Below are 18212 nucleotides of genomic sequence, written 5' to 3'. Positions count from 1 at the left end.
GTTTTTCCTTATTCATTAATAAAAGGCCAAAATGTGTATGACTAAAAATGAATTAGGTATGGCTCAAACCATAGAATTACTTGAACATTCCAATAGAATGGCTAATATTGGTGTTTTTCAGTTTGATGTTGATAAACAAAAAATCTATTGGAATGATGTCATTAAACAATTACACGAAGTTTCTGACGAGTTTGAACCAACGCTAGAAAATGTTTTTTCGTTCATTAAAGAAGAAGAAAAAAAAGAATATATTAAAGCCGCACATATTAATGCATTAGAAAAAGGAGAATCTTTTACTCTAGAACATGAAATAGTAACATCTAAAGGAAACAAACGACATTTATGGGTTTTTGGCAAGCCTGTTTTTAAAGATGGTAAATGTGTAAAAATATACGGATCAATAAAGGACATTACACAGCGTAAGGAATTTGAAACAGAATTAAGGCATAAAGATCTTCATTTAAACCTTTCCGAACATGTCGTTAAAATTGGTTATTGGCGTAGAGACATTCTAAACAATATAGATACTTGGTCCGATAATCTATATGAAATTTTTGAACACAAAAAAGGTGAAAAAATAACCTTTGACACCTACATGGATTATGTACATCCTGATGATAAATCATATGTTACCAACCATATAGAATCTGCTTTTTCAACTAAAAAATTACTAGAGTTTTCTCATCGCATATTATTAAAAAGTAACACCGTTAAAACGGTACAGTTAATTGGTGAGGTTATCTGTAATCGTAAAGGAGAGGTTATAGAGATTATTGGTACATGCCAGGATATTACGAGTCAATTATCAATAGAACAGAAATTAAAAGACAGGAACCAATTATTACAATGTGCAGAACAACTTACCTCTATTGGTTACTGGAGATGGAAACCAAAAACAAATGCTGTTTACTGGTCCGATAATCTTTACACAATGTTTGGGCAACCAAAAGACGAGGAATTAAGTTTTGAAACCTATTTTAATTTTATACATCCAGAAGACCAAAACTATGTAAAAGAAAAGGTGGATGCATCTATTTCAGATTTAAACTTTTACAATTTTACCCACAGAATAATAACCCATAAAGGAGAAATAAAAACTATTCAAATAATTGGCGAAGTAAGCGCTGATACCTATGGCAACAATTTAGAGTTATTAGGCACTTGTTTAGATATCACAGAAAACAAAGAAAGAGAACAAACATTGTTGAAAAAAAATCAGCAATTGAATTTTGCTGAAAAATTAGCAAAGATTGGTTACTGGCAATGGAATTGTGTTACTAACGAAATAATATGGTCAGATAATTTATATACCATGTATGGTCATGAAAAATCTGTACCTCTAGGCCCAGAAACTTTTTCAAGTTATGTTCATGAAGCAGATAAAAACTACATTTCTAAGAATACTGAATTAATTATAAGAGATAAAAAATTCCATGATTCTACCTACAGAATACAATTAAAAGACGGTACAATAAAAACTATTAATTGTGTAGGTAAAGTTGTCACCAATTCTAATGGAGACATTGTTGAAATCCTAGGAACATGCCAAGATGTTACTGAAAGTCAAAAAAGAGAACAAGAGATAGAGCAAAAAAACCAAATGTTAAATTTTGCTGAAGAAATAGCAAATCTTGGACATTGGAAATTAAGTTTTATTACCAATCAAATAGAATGGTCTACAAATTTATATCGAATATTTGATGTAGACGAAGATGAAAACGTAGATTTTACAACAGCGCTAGAGTTAGTACACGAAGAAGACAGAGCATATGTAGAAAAGATAAGAAATGAGATTATACAAACAAAAATCTTTAAAAAACATTCTTACCGAATAAAAACTAGGAAAGGTGAAATTAAGATTGTAGAAATAACAGGAAAATTACTTTTTAACAATGGTGGTGATATTATAGGTATGATGGGCACTAGCCAAGATATTACCATAAATAGAAAAAAAGAAAAAGAAACACTGGAAAGAAACAGGCAATTAAATAATGCAGAGCGCATGTCAATGATTGGTTCGTGGCAGTGGAACCCAAAGACCGACGAATTTAAATGGTCGGATAATTTATATAGAATTTATGGTTTTGAAGTAGGCATAGAAATAACTAGAGAGCTACGTGAGAAACGCATACACCCTGAAGACAAGGAACGGGTTTATGAATTATCCTTAGAATTCTTAAAAAATAAATCTATTTCCAAATTCGTAAATAGAATTATTTTAGATGATGGTACCATTAAACATTTAGAAACTATAGGAGAAGCTATTTTAGATAATAGTGGAAACGTTAATTACTTTATGGGTACCATACAAGATGTAACTGCTAGATTGCGAAATGACCAAGTTATTTTAGAAAAAAATAGAATGTTACAATTAGCAGAAGAATTATCTAACATAGGGTCTTGGAAATGGAATATTATTAATGGTGAATTAAATTGGTCAGCCAATTTATACAGAATTTTTGGCTATAAAATTGGGTTCAAAGTTAATTTTGACCACTATGTAACACATATTCACCCAGAAGATGTTGAATATATTAATAAAACCATTAATAATATTGTTAATACCAAAGTATTTAAAAAGTTTACACACCGTATAAAACGCAATGATGGAGCCATTAGAAGTTTAGAAGTTATAGGAGAGGTTAAAACAAATTCTTTTGGTGAAGTAATAGAACTGATAGGCTCTTGCCAAGATATAACCGAACAAAAGAAAGCGGAACAAAAAATTTTAGAAGCAAACAAAAAGCTTAAGAATTCTACCATAGAATTAACAGCTACAAACAAACAACTAGCAGAGTTCAATCACATAACCTCTCACAATTTAAGGTCACCTGTTAGTAACTTAAATGCCCTTTTAGGACTTTATAAAGACCCTTTTTATAAAAATTTAAAGGAAGAACTTTTTCAGAAATTTGAAATTGTAATAGACCATCTTACCTCAACACTAGATACCTTGGTTGAATCTTTAAAAGTTAAGCATGAAGCCACCAGCGCCATACAAAAATTAAGTTTTGAGGAAACGCTGAAGAAAACTAAGGAAATTTTGGCTGCAGAGATTATGCAGACCAAAGCGGTAATTAAATCTGATTTTAACGATGTTCCTAAAATAATGTACAATCAGATATATTTAGAAAGTATTTTTCTTAACTTGATAGGGAATGCCATGAAATATAAATCCAAAGACCGTGTGCCTGAAATTGAGATAGAGTCCAAGGAGATTAACGGCAGCGTATACCTATCGTTTAAGGACAACGGAATAGGTATAGACTTAAAGCAACATGGAGATAAATTGTTCGGTTTGAACAAAGTATTCCACAGACATCCAGATGCCAAAGGAATTGGTCTGTTTTTAACGAAGGCACAGGTTGAAGCTATGGGCGGAAGCATTTCCGCACAAAGTGAAGTAAATGTAGGTTCAACTTTTACCGTAACATTAAACTAACTCACAACTCATGAATGAAAACATTAACATTTGTATAGTAGATGATGATGAAATATACCAATTTACAATGGCAGCTACATTAAAGGCATTTAATTCGGTTAAAAAAATAATAGCTTTTAAAGATGGTTTAGAAGCTATGGATTTTATGTTGGACAATCTCAGCAACGAGAAAGAATTGCCAGATATCATCTTTCTTGATATAAATATGCCCGTGATGGACGGTTTCCAGTTTATGGAAGAATATGTGAAAATCCATCCTAAAGTAGGAAAAAAGATAATTATCTATATGGTTTCCTCCTCTGTAGATGAAGTTGATATTGAGCGCGCAAAGAAAATAAGTCAGATTTCAGATTATATCATAAAGCCTATTAGGGAGACCCAATTAAAGAATATCCTTGCGCAATTGGAGGAAGACGGTAAATTATAATCAATTAAACTACCATCTTTTTTAATTGATATATTGCTCTGAGATGGCCATGGAATTTCCTTGACCAATTTTAATGTTAAGGGCCGGAATTAAACAAAATTTTATTATTCAACGTTGGTGATTATGCCAATCATCAAAGCCGCCTTCAAGGTTGATTACATTTGTAAAACCTAAGGAAGCCAAACGTTCTTGAGACTTTAGGCTCCTACCCCCTTTTTTACAATACACATAAATGGTTTTATTCTTATCAATGTTTTTGACCTTTTCATTAAAATCTTTTGAAAACCAATCAATATTGATTGCCCCGTTAATATGACCATCCTTATATTCCTGAGGGGTTCTTACGTCCAGCAAAAGTACATTTTCCGCATTGGAAAAGGTAAAATCAGCTATTGGCTGGGAAGTTATTTGACCATAACTTACTTGACCTATGACCAATAACAATACAAATACAATTTTCTTCATAAGAGATAGGATTGAGTTCAAAAATAATCATAATCCCTAAAATTACTCTATTTTTGATAGGCAATAGAAAAAATGGAAACACATCAACTTCATCCGGACACTTGGGTAGATCTTTACGCGGATTATTTATACAATTACGCCGTTGCTAGGGTAAATGATGCTGAAATTGCCAAAGATTTGGTACAGGAAACCTTTATAGCGGGTTTAAAGTCCGCTAAGAATTTTAAGGGTGATGCGGCAGAACGCACCTGGCTCATTGCCATTTTAAAACGTAAGGTCATAGACCATTACCGTAAGATAAATTCCAAAAAAGGTAAGGCCGAGGTGAGAATGAACTACAGCGCACAGACCGATGCCGAAGGAGATTGGCTTGAAGAGCGCATAGCCGACCCCAATAGCAATTTTGAAAACGATGCGCTGGAAAACGAGGAATTAGGACTGGCCATTCAAAAATGTATAGCCAAACTACCTAAAAAACAAGCACAAGTTTTTACCATGAAAACAATAGAAGGTATGGAAACGGAAGATATATGTAATGCATTGGGTATAAATGCGTCTAACTTATGGGTAATGATACATAGGGCCAGAACTGGTTTGATGGGTTGTTTAAATCAAAATTGGTTTTAATTATGATGATTTCATGTGAAAAGGCAGCGTGCATTTGCAATAAGGCTCAATATAAAGAGGCTTCATTTTGGGAAACCATTACGTTAAGGTTTCATATTCTAATGTGCAAGGCCTGTACTAAGCATAGTAAGCAAAACAAAAAGTTGACCACGCTTTGCAATAAAGCCAATTTAGTAGCTTTGTCCGAAGAGGATAAACGTAAAATGAAAGAATCGTTACCTACAAAGAATTAGTGGTCTTATTTAAAAGTACTACTATAGTCCACCAAATTATGGGCAAGGCCTCTACCCAAAATGATGCATAATATTTGGACTGATTTTTTTTGCTCCTATATAAAGCCAATAGCAACAATAGCCCAAAAACCGTATTGGAAATAATCAAAGTTGGCTCAACATTGGACTTAAGAAATGTAATTGTATAAAAAAGTAAAACCCATACATAACCAATTCTTCTTGCACCTACTACACCTAAACGTTGTGGCAGCGTTTTCAAATCTGAATGATCATATTTTAAATCCCTAATCTCAAAGGGTACCAAAAGTACCAACACCAACAAAAAACGCTGTACGGTTTCAAGTTGAATATCATAATCTATTTGTGAAGTTTCGGAATAAACAGGCAATATGACGGTGGTACCGGCCCACACCAAAGCAACTATTAAGATCTTAAATCCACTTAGACTTCTGAAGTTTCTATGCCTGGGCAAAACGGGCAAGGCGTAAAGAGCCGTAATCCCGCCCAAAACAAGCAACCCCATAAAAACCTGTTTCGATAAAAAAAGGGAATGGTAAATTGCAATAAGCGTACAGATAATGCTAAAAAATTGGATGTTCTTGTGGTATCTGTTTGCTACAAGGATATATTTATGGGCCTCAACTCCATATTTCACAAAATTATAACAACCAATAGTCCCAAAAAATACAAAACAATATAGGTGAAAGTCAACGTTTATGTTTACCGTTAGGGCCGTAATATACATAAGGCTCAATACCGCAAATGCCACATGAATACTAGCATCTAGATAAAAATCAAAAACTCTCTTGAACCAAGCCATTGAACAAAAGTAGCTAAAGTGTTTATAACCTTAAGTTTTGGTTAAAAACTTTACTTGTATAGCACTCCATAGCAGTCAAATTACCCATATTTATTTGGTAATTTTGTATCATATATAACAAAACTATCTATGAAGACTGACGTGTTTGCACTGCGCCATATCGGCATAAGGGAAGAAAATTTAAAACACATGCTTGACACCGTAGGTGTCGATAATTTGGAACAGCTAATTTATGAAACGATACCCGAGGATATCAGTCTTAAAAAACCCTTAATTTTAGATGAACCGTTAAGCGAGCATAGATATTTGGCGCATATAGAGGCCTTATCCAAAAAGAACAAGGTTTTTCGCACCTATATTGGTTTGGGCTACCATGAAAGTCTTACACCGTCCGTCATCAAAAGAAATATTCTTGAAAACCCAGGTTGGTATACGGCATATACCCCTTATCAGGCAGAGATTGCCCAAGGCAGATTAGAAGCATTGTTAAATTTCCAAACCATTGTTACGGATTTAACGGGGATGGAACTGGCAAACGCATCACTTTTGGATGAAAGTACTGCTGCCGCGGAAGCAATGACCATGCTATATGATGTACGTAGTAGGGAACAAAAAAAGAACGAAGTCCTAAAATTCTTTGTTTCTGAAGAAATCTTGCCCCAGACCCTTTCTTTATTAAAAACGCGTTCTACACCTTTAGGAATTGAATTGGTGGTCGGTAATCATGAGGAGTTCAGTTTTGATAGTGACTATTATGGTGCCTTATTGCAATATCCCGGCAAATATGGTCAGGTCTATGATTATTCGGATTTTGTTTCCAAGGCCAAAGCCAATGATATTAAGGTAGCCGTGGCTGCAGATATTCTGAGCCTAGTAGCGCTTACTCCTCCGGGTGAATTTGGCGTAGATGTTGTTGTCGGCACTACCCAACGGTTTGGTATTCCATTAGGGTATGGAGGTCCACATGCAGCCTATTTTGCAACCAAGGAAGCCTATAAGAGAAGTATACCAGGACGTATTATTGGAGTTACCAAGGACACGGATGGCAAACCTGCACTGCGCATGGCCCTACAAACAAGGGAACAGCATATTAAGAGAGACAAGGCTACATCCAATATATGTACCGCACAAGTACTTTTGGCCGTAATGGCTGGTATGTACGGGGTATATCATGGTCCTAAAGGATTAAAGTATATTGCGAATAAAGTACATGCCACAGCAGTAACCTTGACAGACGCCTTGGAAAGGTTAGGCCTCTATCAAATGAACACGGCGTTTTTTGATACCATAACCGTAAAGATCAACTCCAATTTAGTGCGTCCCATTGCTGAGAAACATGAGGTCAATTTCTTATATGTGGACAACGAAACCATTTCAATAGCTGTAAATGAGGCAACTTCCATAAAGGATATTAATCAAATTCTTTCCATTTTCTCGGAAGCATTGGGAAAAAATAAAATTGAGGTTATACAATTGAAAACGGAAACCAATATTCCCAATCATTTACAGCGTACCAGTAGTTTCATGGAAAATAAGGTTTTTAATTCGTACCATTCAGAAACGGAATTAATGCGCTACATAAAGAAATTGGAACGTAAGGACCTTGCTTTGAATCATAGTATGATTTCTTTGGGAAGCTGCACCATGAAGTTGAACGCAGCCACGGAAATGCTACCGTTAAGCATGACGCATTGGGGAAATATTCATCCGTTTGTACCTGTTGAACAAGCTGAAGGATACCAAATTGTATTGAAGGAATTAGCAAAGGACCTCTCTATAATAACAGGGTTTGCGGACACTTCCCTACAACCCAATTCCGGAGCTCAGGGAGAGTATGCAGGTTTAATGGCCATAAGGGCATATCATGAATCTAGAGGAGACTCCGATCGAAACATTTGTCTTATACCCTCCTCTGCCCATGGAACTAATCCTGCTTCTGCGGTCATGGCAGGAATGAAGGTAATTGTCACCAAAACCGATGAAAAAGGGAATATTGATGTGGCGGACCTAGAAGAAAAAGCCAAGCTACATTCAGACAAATTGGCCGCATTGATGGTAACTTATCCATCTACCCATGGTGTTTTTGAATCCTCCATAAAGCAAATTACCAAATTAATACATGATTATGGAGGTCAAGTTTATATGGACGGTGCCAATATGAATGCACAGGTAGGATTGACCAATCCGGGTATGATCGGTGCAGATGTATGTCACTTAAATTTACACAAAACCTTTGCCATACCACACGGTGGAGGTGGTCCAGGAGTAGGTCCAATATGCGTTGCCCCACAATTGGTACCGTTCTTACCAGGAAATCCCGTAATAGCCACCGGTGGCGAAAATGCCATTACTGCCATATCTGCTGCACCTTGGGGCAGTTCTCTGGCTTGCCTAATATCATATGCCTATATTAAAATGCTGGGCGAAGAAGGGTTGACACATTCTACAAAGATTGCTATCTTAAACGCAAACTATATCAAACAACGTCTAAGTGGAAAGTTCGATGTGCTATATACCGGGGAAAAAGGCAGGGCCGCCCATGAAATGATCATTGATTGCAGACCCTTTAAACAAAACGGCATAGAAGTTACCGATATTGCCAAAAGACTAATGGATTATGGCTTCCACGCTCCAACAGTTTCTTTCCCCGTTGCCGGTACCGTAATGATAGAGCCTACCGAAAGTGAAAATCTTGAAGAACTGGATAGATTTTGCGATGCCATGATATTGATAAGGGCAGAGATTGACGAAAGTTCCCAAGAGCAACCTGACAATGTGCTAAAGAACGCCCCGCATACTTTAGATATGACCACTGGGGATGAATGGCCTTTTCCATACTCACGACAAAAAGCCGCTTTTCCTTTGCCATATATAAAGGAAAATAAATTTTGGCCAGCAGTTAGAAGAGTTGATGATGCCTATGGAGATCGTAATTTAATCTGTACTTGCGCCCCGATCGAGGCCTATGCAGATATAGAATAAGTAATGTTTTCAGTACTTTACAAAGCCTTTTCAAAAAATTGAAGAGGCTTTTTTCTTGTATGTATACTAGAAAATTGGCAAATGGACATCGTAATATTTATTATGCATGCATAAAATAATTAAATCCAGATGATTAAATTTCTTAATAAACCAATAGAGCACAATGAGCATAGCAATAACCGGTACAGGTAGTTATATACCATCCCAAACCATTAAAAATTCAGATTTCAGCGATCACCAATTTTTAAATTTGGACGGTACAACGTTTAATCATGAAAATACGGTCATTATTGAAAAATTTAAGGCCATAACAGGGATTGAGGAAAGAAAGTATGCGGATAAAAAATATACTGCTTCTAATCTTGCCTATTTTGCGGCAGAAAAGGCTATTGAAGACGCCCAAATTGATAAGGAAACCCTAGATTACATAATTGTGGCCCACAATTTTGGCGACATTGCATATGGTCAGAAACAAGGCGATACATTACCAAGTTTGGCTACACGGGTAAAGCATCAGTTGGAAATCAATAATCCAAAATGTGTTGCCTATGACCTTTTGTTTGGTTGCCCAGGCTGGTTAGAAGGGATGATTCAAGCAAATGCGTTTATTAAAAGTGGAATAGCCAATAAGTGTTTGGTAATCGGCGCAGAAACCTTATCAAGGGTAGTTGATGATTATGATCGTGATAGTATGATCTATTCAGATGGTGCAGGTGCGGCCATTATAGAAAGAAAAGAAAACAGTGGAGAAATATTGGCTCATGAATCTGCCACTTTTGCCATTGATGAGGCCAACTATTTATTTTTTGGCACTACATATAACAAAGAAATCAATGATTCTGCCAACTATATAAAAATGTACGGTAGAAAAATTTATGAATTTGCCGTGACCCATGTTCCTAAAGCCATGGCAGAATGCTTGGATAAAAGCAATATATCAATAGATGAGGTAAAAAAAGTATTCATTCATCAAGCAAACGAAAAAATGGACGAAGCCATCTTAAAACGTTTTTATAAAATATACGGTAAGCAAATGCCGGAAGATATTATGCCCATGAGCATATCAAAGCTCGGAAACAGTTCCGTAGCCACCATACCTACATTATTTGATATGGTTAAAAACGGTAAATTGGAAAATCACGGTATTACCAAAGGAGATGTTGTTATCTTTGCAAGTGTTGGCGCAGGCATGAACGTCAATGCAATGGTATACAGAATTTAAAATGTACGAAAAAAGCTTTCCCAATAAACGATTTAGACATACGCTGCAATTTTTACAAAAACACATTGACACAAGTGAAACAATATTGGATTTAGGCGTGGTAAATCCGTTTTCACAAATTATGCAAGATAATGGCTATACCGTGAATAATACTAAAGGTGAGGATTTGGATGTTGACTACTCCGCTGTACTCAACCCTGAAGTTAATGTAATTACCGCTTTTGAAATTTTTGAACACCTATTATCACCATTACCGGTATTATCTCACATAAAAGCAAATAAACTTGTTGCCAGTATTCCATTAAAGCTATGGTTTGCGCCCGCTTATAGAAGCAAAACGGATAAATGGGACAGGCACTACCATGAATTTGAAGATTGGCAGTTTGATTGGTTGTTAGAAAAAGCTGGATGGGAAATTCAAGATTCCCAAAAATGGACCAATCCGGTTAAAAAACTTGGAATAAGGCCATTACTGCGGTATTTTACCCCCAGATATTATATTGTTTACGCTACCCGTAAACACTAGATTTTTTTCAAATGGACTACTATATCGTAATACCCATTCACAATGAAGATGCCTATTTAGAGCAGACGCTGACCGCTGTAGCCCTCCAAACATTATCTCCTAAAAAAGTTATACTGGTCAATGACAATTCTACAGATAATTCGGAAACTGTAATTGATCGTTTTGTACAAGAGCATTCATTTTTCTATAAATTGAATATTGTTTCTTCTTCGGAGCATATGCCCGGAAGTAAAGTGATCAATGCGTTTAAAAAAGGTCTGGCCATTTTGGATGACGCTTATGAGTTCATCGTTAAATTGGATGCGGATATCATTTTACCCACAAATTATTTTGAAAACATCAGCAATCATTTTAAAAACGACTCCCAAATAGGAATATGCGGTGGCTTTATTTACGAAAAGCAAGGTTCTGGAGAATGGGTACTTAACCATCCTATGAACAAAGACCACGTTAGAGGTGCCATAAAAGCATATTCCAAAGAGTGTTTCAAGGCAATAGGAGGCTTAAAAAATGCCATGGGCTGGGATACCGTAGACGAATTATTAGCGCAATATAACGGCTTTAAAATGCATACCGATGATGAACTTAAGGTAAAGCATTTAAGACCTACAGGAAAGGCATATAACGCCAGAGCCAAAAGGTTACAGGGAAAAGCAATGTACAGCATGCGTTATGGATTTATAATCACAACTATTGCTTCTTTGAAAATGGCCATAAAAAACAATTCCATTAAATCATTCTGGAATAATATGGCCGGCTACATAAATGCCAGTAGAAACAACAATAATTATATGGTCACAGAAGAAGAAGGTAAGTTTATCAGAAACTTACGCTGGACAAATATCAAAAGAAAAATAGGAGTATAAAAAAAGCCATCTAATTTAGATGGCTTTTTCCTTATTATCATGGTTTCTATTTAGAAACCTAATTGTTTTTTAACATCTGGAAGAAGATCTTTCCCTTTTGCCACGATCAAACCACCACCGGCTTGCGCATCGATTACATAATCAAAACCTTGGGCAGCCGCTACTTGCTCTATTGCCGCTTTTGCCTTTTCTGAAATAGGAGCGAACAATTCTGCTTGTTTCTTTTGAAATTCCTGTTGTGCAGCTTGTTGGGCTTCACCAATATTTTTTTCAAAACCTTGCAATTCTATAGCTCTCTTGTCATTTTCCTCTTTTGACTTAGAGGCCGCTTCATTTTGGTATTGTGTAAATTTATTACGCAATTCTGTCATTGAGGCTTGAATATCTGCATTATAGGTTTCCTGTAATTTTTTTAATTCTGCTTCGGCAGCTTTCATTTCTGGCATTGCCGATAATAATTGAGTAACATCAATATGCGCAACTTTACTTTGTGCATTTACGAAACTTGTCGTTGCTACGAACAACAATAAGGCTACTACTATTTGTTTTACTTGTTTCATGAGTTCTAATTTAAATCTAATTTGAGTGTTAATTTTATGGTTAATAAACCTATTTAAATAGTACCGTTATCATCTTTTTCGGTATCTCTATTTCTTTCTTTCAGTTTTTCCTGTTTTTTAGCTTCACGCTCTTCCAGTAATTTTTTTCTTCGCTCCTCATATGCTTTCTTACGCTCCTCACGTAATTTCAACTGCTCTGCCCTTGTATCTGCCGCAGTCTTTTCCCTTACCTCAGCAGCCTCGTTAGCTTTGTCCAAACGTTCTTGCAACGCTTCGCTAATTTCTTCTTCCCCTACTACATCCTCATCTTCAAAAGCGTCTAACCGATCGTTCGCTTTTTTGGCGGGAGCACTTACTTTTCTGGTCCGTGCTATTCCCCTCAAGACAATATCGCTAATATCATGTCTTTTTTCAGAATACAACATTACGACATCCGCAGATTTATCAAAAATAAAATCATACTTTTTATTTGCCCCAATTTTTTGTACCTCATTGAACACTTGGTCCTGTATAGGTTGTATTAACCTACGTTTTTGTAAAACCAAATCTCCTTGCGGCCCAAAACGATCTTGTTGGTACTCGATCATTTCCCTTTCCAAAATCTGAATCTCTTCCTCTCGTTCAGCGATCAACTCAGGAGTTAGCAATACCTTCTCCGCCATTAAATCTTTTTTCATTTGCTCAACAACGCTTTGCTTCTGTTCAACATCTACCTTCCAGCGTTGTACCTTAGTCTCTAACTGCTCTGTAGCATCACGGTATTCCTCTACGTTTTCAAGGATATATTCCATATCCACATAGGCTATCCTAACGCCACGTTGTGCCAATCCTACTGTGGTCATGAACATGACCGTTACCAGAAAAAAGATGTTTGTTCTTGTACTCATCATTGATATCGTTTAATCTTATAGAAAATATCGTGCCAAAACTACTAAATCTTTTAAAATGAAAGGATTAGCCTGCGCAAGATATTTAATATTGTCGTAAAAATTAAAACTGTTGACCAATTATGAAGTGAGTTTGCCAACCGCTAGGCCCTTGTCCTGCCGATTGTGGCCTAAGATCCTCATCAAATCCGTAACCAAAATCTATACCCAGCAAACCAAATGCCGGCATAAAGATCCGCAGCCCCACGCCGGCCGATCGTTTTAATTGAAACGGATTAAACTCCTGAAAATTGTTGAAAGAGTTACCTCCCTCTAAAAATGCAAGTCCGTAGATAGACGCCGATGGTTTTAAAGTTAATGGATAACGTAATTCCAATGAAAATTTATTGTAGATCAAACCTCCATCCTGCTCACCCGTAATTGGATCTACCGGGGTTAGGGCTTGGTTATCATATCCTCTTAGTTGTACTACGTCCCTACCATCTAAAGTAAAGTTACCTAGACCATCACCACCAACAAAGAAACGCTCAAAAGGAACATCGCCAATATCGCTGTTGTAACTTCCTAAAAATCCGAACTCGGCATTTGATCTTAGAACCAACTTATCTACCAAGGTCGTGTACCAATCTCCCTTAAACTTTATCTTATAATATTCCAAAAGCCTAAAACGTTCTTGATCGGAATTTTCCAATTCTTTGACTTCACTAGCAGTTAACGTCTGCCCAAGGCTTCTTCTTTCCGCCTTCAATTCGGTTAACTCTTCAGAGCGTTCCTTTAGCGCTTTAAAATCCTTATCACTGAACAATGAATAGGGAGGGGTAAATTTACCTGTTAGCTCAAATGTAGATCCTGAGGTCGGAAAAATACGGCTAGGTCCTTGTGAATTTCTAGAAATTCCGAATGTATATGCCAAGGAATTTGCTTTACCATTACCAAAATTGAAGAGGCCTATATTATAATTTCTAAAATCATAAAGCTGGTATCCCAAAGAATGGGAAATAGTAAAGAAATCATCTGGCCATTGAACACGTTTTGCCAAACCGGCCGTAACCCCTGTAATGGAAAATTGCTGATCTTTATTCACTGTAATACCATTGGTACCGCCATAAGATGCAGCAAATTGTTGCGTTCTGGACACACTTAAATTAAAACGTACTGGTTTTTTACCTCCCAACCAAGGCTCAGAAAAATTAAGACTATAGACCCTAAACGTTCTACTTGCCTGTAATCTTAGGGCAAACGTTTGCCCATCACCCATTGGTACAGGTTTATACTTTTCTCCCTTAAACAAATTTTGGATAGAGAAATTACTAAAAGATAGTCCCAATGTACCTATAAAGCCACCGCCGCCATAACCACCTTGCAGTTCTATCTGACTGGACCCAGACTCTACCAAGCTCCAAGCAAGGTCTACGGTACCGTCATTAGGGTTGGCGTTCAATACATCTGGTGTAATTTGTTCTGCATCAAAAAATCCAAGTTGACCCAGCTCCCTGATACTTCTAATAATGTCCGACTTATTATATTTTTGTCCTGGACGGGTACGCAATTCCCTATATATAACATGGTCGTTGGTCTTATCGTTACCGCTTACCGTTACGTGGTTAAGAAACGTCTCCTTACCTTCTATAATCCTAATTTCAAAATCAATGGTATCATTGGCCGCTGAAATTTCTACCGGATTGATAGTAGAAAAAAGATAACCGTTATTTTGATACAAACTGGTAACATCTGATGGATCTGGTTTGGAATTGTCCGCTATACGCTCCCTAAGTAATACCCCATTATAGGTATCACCCTTTTTAATTCCTAAAACCTGATTTAATTGGCGATCGGTATAAACGGTATTCCCAACAAAATCAATATCACCAAAATAGTACTTATCCCCTTCTTCAACCTTTATATGCAAGTCAATGTTATTTTCATCTATCTTGACCACACTATCCGATATTACCCTGGCATCACGGAAACCGTTTTCGGCAAATTTATCGACCAATAATCCCAAATCTTCCTTATAGTCTTCTTGAATGTATTTTGATTTTTTCCAAAACCGACCAAATTTTTTCTCTTTGGTATTTTTTAAAGCCTTTCGTAATTTTTTATCCTTTAGCTCATCGTTACCTTCAAATACAATTTCCCGTATTTTAACCTTATCCCCCTTTTTTACGTTAACAACCATGCTCTGGGCGTTGGTCTCAGAAGTATCCTTGGCTGTCGCTATATTAACCTGCGCATTTAAATACCCTTGTTTTTTATATTTATTGGTGATATAGTTTTTGGAATTGGAAATAAGACTTTCCGTTATCTTTTTACCTTTCTTAAGATCGGTATCCTTGATCAACCCTTCTACCTTCCCTTTTTTGACCCCATAAAACGTAACATTGGTAAGTGTAGGGCGCTCAATGATATTAAGCTCCAAAAAAACATTGTTGTCCTCTATATTTGTAATATAAAACTCAATTTCACTGAACAGCTCCAGTCCCCATAATTTTTTAATGACCTCACTAATCTGTTCCCCGGGCAAGGTAATGGGTTGCCCTACCCTAAGTCCGGTATAAGTCTTTACCGTCTGCTCGTTATAACTTTCCAGCCCGGTAACTTCCAATCCCCCTAGTATATAACTTTTGCCGTCTTCATAAGAAGTCTCCTGGGCTAAGGTAGTTAAGGAAATTAAAAATAAAAGGGTGGATAAAATGTGGTTCAAGGATATGAACCTGGTCATATCTTTAAGTGAGTTGTTCGCTAGTTTTTCCAAATCTTCGTTCTCTGTTCTGGTAATTTTTAATAGCCTCCACCAAATGGTGTTCTCTAAAATCTGGCCAAAATACATCAATAAAGTATAACTCGGCATATGCAATTTGCCATAATAAAAAATTGCTGATCCGATGTTCTCCACTAGTACGGATAAGCAAGTCTACGTCTGGTAAATTGTGCGTGTAAAGATGGTTATTTATAATGGTTTCGTCAATATTTTCAATTGAAATTATATTATTTTTAACTTTGGTACTGATGGCTTTAACCGCAGACTGTAGCTCTTCCCGAGCACCATAGCTAAGTGCCAAGGTAAGGGTCATGCCTGTATTTTGCTTAGTTTGATCCATTACTTCGATCAATTCCTTATAGGCTTTTACCGGCAGGGCCTCTATATTCCCAATTGTATTTAAACGGATATTATTTTTGTTAAAAGACTTAAGTTCTTTCTTTAAGGATGACACCAATAAGCGCATAAGTGTCTGCACTTCAACCTTTGGTCGATTCCAATTCTCTGTTGAAAAAGTATATAGGGTTAAAAAATCTATACCCAATTGGGCGCATTCCTCGACAACTATCCTTACGGTCTTTACGCCATGTTCATGACCAAAAACCCTGAGCTTTCCACGCTCCTTGGCCCACCTGCCATTACCATCCATGATTATGGCCAAATGTTTAGGAACGTTTAATTTATCAATCTCGTTTATATTGCTCATGTTCATTTACTCAAAACAATCCATACAAGGCTTTCTGCCAAAAGTATAGGTCAATGTCAATCCAGAAAAAACATACCAGTCATCACTAAAAATGTTTCCAAATTGAAATTCCTCATAATTGGAACCTTGTGGATTACTGGCATCCAAGTTGTCCGTAAAGGTATACCTAGCACCTATTTCTGCCCCAAAAATAAGAAACTGATTGATACGATACTTAATACCCGCCGTAACTGGCACGGCAAAACTACCATCTTTTTGGTTAATTTCCTGTAAAACACCTCCATTAAAATACTCATAGTCATACCTGAAATAGGTTACCCCTGTGTATAGATAGGGAGTAAATGCCGGACCCAATTTATGAAGGTTGTAATCTACAAAATTGAATTCCAAACCAACGGAACCCTCCAAAATATGGTTGTCCACTACATAGCCACGTTGTTGTCTGGCCGTAGAACTAGATTTGTTATCGTCTGCGGTGAACTGGCCGTACATTAAACTGGCCCGCCATGCATAACGTTTACTTTTGTTCCATTTAAAAACCCCTCCAAGGGCAATATCGGATGGCAATATATAGTTGGTTCTTCCAACATCTCCAATCGTATTTGCGCCACCAGCAAAAACACCCACTTCATAAGTTTGGGAATGCAGGCCACTCATTGAAAATAGTAGCATTAATAACGCTATATAACGCATAAAATAATATTTGCAGTTGATGCCCGGAACCTGTTTTACCTAGATTCCTGAACAAAAAATTGTTCTCAATGGATAAACAGCGTTTGAGGTCATTTATTGTTTTAAACCAAGTTCAATTTCTTCTATCCTCACCCCAAAGCAACTTGTTCCTAAGTGTTTTCAAAAAACTTTCTGAAGTATATTCTATCATTTTAATTGTAAAGGAAGCCTTGGTAATAGTGATTTCCTCACCGTTCTCCAAAGAGGCAATTCTGGAATCCAAAGACACCAAATGGTTTTCCTCCCTGCCAGAAACCTTAAGTCGTATAACCGTATCATCTGAAATCACCAATGGTCTGGCATTTAGGTTATGCGGTGCAATTGGGGTGAGCACCAAGGATTTTGCAGTAGGCACTATGACCGGCCCGCCACAACTTAATGAGTACCCTGTTGAACCTGTTGGAGTCGAGATAATTAGTCCATCTGCCCAATAAGATGTTAGATATTCATTATTTAAAAAAGTCTCTACGGTAATCATAGAGGTAGTATCTTTTCTACTAACTGTAATTTCGTTGAGCGCAAAATTAAGGTTTCCAAATTCCTGATCCAATTTTTGGGTATTCAATTGCACCAAACTACGTTCTACAACGGTATAGGCACCTTGCTTAAACTCTTGGACCACTTTCCTGACATCTTCCTTCTTAAAGGTGGATAAAAATCCCAACCTCCCTGTATTTACACCTACTATAGGAATGCCTAAATCACGAACAAATGTCGTAGCCCTAAGGATGGTACCATCACCACCAAAACTTACGAACATATCAAAAGTTGCGTCTAGGCCATGATCTATGGTAAAAGTGGAATACCCTTTTGAGGCCCCACGATCTTTATATAATTCATAAAAGTCTTCTTCTATAGCGACAACGGCACCTACTTGCTCTAGTTCATCCAATAATTCAATTAGATATTCTATTGCATTATCTTGATAGGTTTGACCATAAATGGCTACTTTCATA

Annotated in this window: 16 protein-coding genes; 8 read left to right on the top strand and 8 right to left on the bottom strand. The window is 36.7% G+C overall.

Translation table 11 applies throughout. The annotated features are described in order from the left end of the window. Window positions 1–58 precede the first annotated feature (58 nt). Both Q2T41_RS12920 and Q2T41_RS12915 read left to right on the top strand, forming a co-directional pair. Window positions 59–3442 (top strand): PAS domain-containing protein, encoded by a 3384-nt coding sequence (locus Q2T41_RS12920; protein ID WP_304436418.1) that lies wholly within the window; start codon window positions 59–61, stop codon window positions 3440–3442. Window positions 3443–3452: 10 nt separating this feature from the next. Beyond that, window positions 3453–3869, top strand: a complete 417-nt coding sequence (locus Q2T41_RS12915) for a response regulator (protein ID WP_304436417.1) — start codon at window positions 3453–3455, stop codon at window positions 3867–3869. 108 nt (window positions 3870–3977) lie between these two features. On the opposite strand, the gene Q2T41_RS12910 is transcribed toward Q2T41_RS12915, so the two are convergent. Further along, window positions 3978–4334 carry a rhodanese-like domain-containing protein gene (locus tag Q2T41_RS12910; protein ID WP_304436416.1) on the bottom strand — a complete coding sequence of 119 codons (357 nt, stop codon included), beginning with the start codon at window positions 4332–4334 and terminating at the stop codon, window positions 3978–3980. A gap of 72 nt (window positions 4335–4406) precedes the next feature. On the opposite strand from Q2T41_RS12910, the gene Q2T41_RS12905 reads away from it, so the two are divergent. Both Q2T41_RS12905 and Q2T41_RS12900 read left to right on the top strand, forming a co-directional pair. Beyond that, window positions 4407–4961, top strand: a complete 555-nt coding sequence (locus tag Q2T41_RS12905; protein WP_089259402.1) for a sigma-70 family RNA polymerase sigma factor — start codon at window positions 4407–4409, stop codon at window positions 4959–4961. 2 nt (window positions 4962–4963) lie between these two features. Further along, window positions 4964–5194, top strand: coding sequence for a hypothetical protein (locus Q2T41_RS12900; RefSeq protein WP_367186869.1), 231 nt, complete (start codon window positions 4964–4966; stop codon window positions 5192–5194). On the opposite strand, the gene Q2T41_RS12895 is transcribed toward Q2T41_RS12900, so the two are convergent. Beyond that, the gene (locus Q2T41_RS12895; protein WP_304436415.1) at window positions 5181–6014 is read right to left on the bottom strand and encodes a UbiA prenyltransferase family protein; all 834 of its coding nucleotides are present in this window, start codon (window positions 6012–6014) and stop codon (window positions 5181–5183) included. The two genes, Q2T41_RS12900 and Q2T41_RS12895, sit on opposite strands and share 14 nt — an antisense overlap. Before the next feature lie 129 nt (window positions 6015–6143). Between Q2T41_RS12895 and gcvP the strand changes: the two genes are divergently transcribed. The 4 genes from gcvP to Q2T41_RS12875 all read left to right on the top strand — a co-directional run bounded on the left by gcvP (window position 6144) and on the right by Q2T41_RS12875 (window position 11610). After that, window positions 6144–8996, top strand: coding sequence for an aminomethyl-transferring glycine dehydrogenase (gene gcvP / locus Q2T41_RS12890; protein WP_304436414.1), 2853 nt, complete (start codon window positions 6144–6146; stop codon window positions 8994–8996). Window positions 8997–9159: 163 nt separating this feature from the next. Further along, window positions 9160–10218 carry a 3-oxoacyl-ACP synthase III family protein gene (locus tag Q2T41_RS12885; protein ID WP_089259399.1) on the top strand — a complete coding sequence of 353 codons (1059 nt, stop codon included), beginning with the start codon at window positions 9160–9162 and terminating at the stop codon, window positions 10216–10218. 1 nt (window position 10219) lies between these two features. Beyond that, window positions 10220–10744 carry a class I SAM-dependent methyltransferase gene (locus tag Q2T41_RS12880; protein WP_304436413.1) on the top strand — a complete coding sequence of 175 codons (525 nt, stop codon included), beginning with the start codon at window positions 10220–10222 and terminating at the stop codon, window positions 10742–10744. A gap of 11 nt (window positions 10745–10755) precedes the next feature. Then, a complete protein-coding gene (locus Q2T41_RS12875) occupies window positions 10756–11610 on the top strand; it encodes a glycosyltransferase family 2 protein (RefSeq protein ID WP_304436412.1) in 855 nt (284 codons plus the stop codon). Between the two features lie 50 nt (window positions 11611–11660). Here Q2T41_RS12875 and Q2T41_RS12870 read toward each other — a convergent pair whose 3' ends face one another. The 6 genes from Q2T41_RS12870 to Q2T41_RS12845 form a co-directional block, all read right to left on the bottom strand. After that, complete coding sequence (locus tag Q2T41_RS12870) at window positions 11661–12170, bottom strand: OmpH/Skp family outer membrane protein (RefSeq protein WP_089259397.1); 510 nt, start codon at window positions 12168–12170, stop codon at window positions 11661–11663. A 53-nt stretch (window positions 12171–12223) separates the two neighbouring features. After that, window positions 12224–13057 (bottom strand): OmpH/Skp family outer membrane protein, encoded by an 834-nt coding sequence (locus Q2T41_RS12865; protein WP_304436411.1) that lies wholly within the window; start codon window positions 13055–13057, stop codon window positions 12224–12226. Between the two features lie 103 nt (window positions 13058–13160). Next, window positions 13161–15779, bottom strand: a complete 2619-nt coding sequence (locus Q2T41_RS12860) for a BamA/OMP85 family outer membrane protein (RefSeq protein ID WP_304437446.1) — start codon at window positions 15777–15779, stop codon at window positions 13161–13163. 4 nt (window positions 15780–15783) lie between these two features. Continuing rightward, the gene (gene uppS / locus Q2T41_RS12855; protein WP_089259761.1) at window positions 15784–16524 is read right to left on the bottom strand and encodes an undecaprenyl pyrophosphate synthase; all 741 of its coding nucleotides are present in this window, start codon (window positions 16522–16524) and stop codon (window positions 15784–15786) included. A gap of 6 nt (window positions 16525–16530) precedes the next feature. Further along, window positions 16531–17217 carry a type IX secretion system protein PorG gene (gene porG, locus Q2T41_RS12850; RefSeq protein ID WP_304436410.1) on the bottom strand — a complete coding sequence of 229 codons (687 nt, stop codon included), beginning with the start codon at window positions 17215–17217 and terminating at the stop codon, window positions 16531–16533. A gap of 112 nt (window positions 17218–17329) precedes the next feature. Continuing rightward, window positions 17330–18211, bottom strand: coding sequence for an NAD kinase (locus Q2T41_RS12845; RefSeq protein WP_304436409.1), 882 nt, complete (start codon window positions 18209–18211; stop codon window positions 17330–17332). Between the last annotated feature and the right edge of the window lies 1 nt (window position 18212).

Source organism: Maribacter confluentis, from assembly GCF_030505015.1.
In the GTDB taxonomy this organism is placed as follows: Bacteria; Bacteroidota; Bacteroidia; order Flavobacteriales; family Flavobacteriaceae; genus Maribacter; species Maribacter sedimenticola.
The sequence above is the reverse complement of the archived record's forward strand: the minus strand, read 5'-3'. Positions and strand labels throughout refer to the sequence as shown.

Coding starts and splice junctions, on each gene's coding strand:
- Q2T41_RS12915 (WP_304436417.1), top strand. CDS start 3,453: ATGAATGAAAACATTAACATTTGTATAGTAGATGATGATGAAATATAC.
- Q2T41_RS12900 (WP_367186869.1), top strand. CDS start 4,964: ATGATGATTTCATGTGAAAAGGCAGCGTGCATTTGCAATAAGGCTCAA.
- Q2T41_RS12875 (WP_304436412.1), top strand. CDS start 10,756: ATGGACTACTATATCGTAATACCCATTCACAATGAAGATGCCTATTTA.
- Q2T41_RS12905 (WP_089259402.1), top strand. CDS start 4,407: ATGGAAACACATCAACTTCATCCGGACACTTGGGTAGATCTTTACGCG.
- Q2T41_RS12865 (WP_304436411.1), bottom strand. CDS start 13,057: ATGAGTACAAGAACAAACATCTTTTTTCTGGTAACGGTCATGTTCATG.
- Q2T41_RS12870 (WP_089259397.1), bottom strand. CDS start 12,170: ATGAAACAAGTAAAACAAATAGTAGTAGCCTTATTGTTGTTCGTAGCA.
- Q2T41_RS12860 (WP_304437446.1), bottom strand. CDS start 15,779: ATGACCAGGTTCATATCCTTGAACCACATTTTATCCACCCTTTTATTT.
- Q2T41_RS12920 (WP_304436418.1), top strand. CDS start 59: ATGGCTCAAACCATAGAATTACTTGAACATTCCAATAGAATGGCTAAT.
- Q2T41_RS12910 (WP_304436416.1), bottom strand. CDS start 4,334: ATGAAGAAAATTGTATTTGTATTGTTATTGGTCATAGGTCAAGTAAGT.
- Q2T41_RS12895 (WP_304436415.1), bottom strand. CDS start 6,014: ATGGCTTGGTTCAAGAGAGTTTTTGATTTTTATCTAGATGCTAGTATT.
- uppS (WP_089259761.1), bottom strand. CDS start 16,524: ATGAGCAATATAAACGAGATTGATAAATTAAACGTTCCTAAACATTTG.
- Q2T41_RS12880 (WP_304436413.1), top strand. CDS start 10,220: ATGTACGAAAAAAGCTTTCCCAATAAACGATTTAGACATACGCTGCAA.
- Q2T41_RS12845 (WP_304436409.1), bottom strand. CDS start 18,211: ATGAAAGTAGCCATTTATGGTCAAACCTATCAAGATAATGCAATAGAA.
- porG (WP_304436410.1), bottom strand. CDS start 17,217: ATGCGTTATATAGCGTTATTAATGCTACTATTTTCAATGAGTGGCCTG.
- gcvP (WP_304436414.1), top strand. CDS start 6,144: ATGAAGACTGACGTGTTTGCACTGCGCCATATCGGCATAAGGGAAGAA.
- Q2T41_RS12885 (WP_089259399.1), top strand. CDS start 9,160: ATGAGCATAGCAATAACCGGTACAGGTAGTTATATACCATCCCAAACC.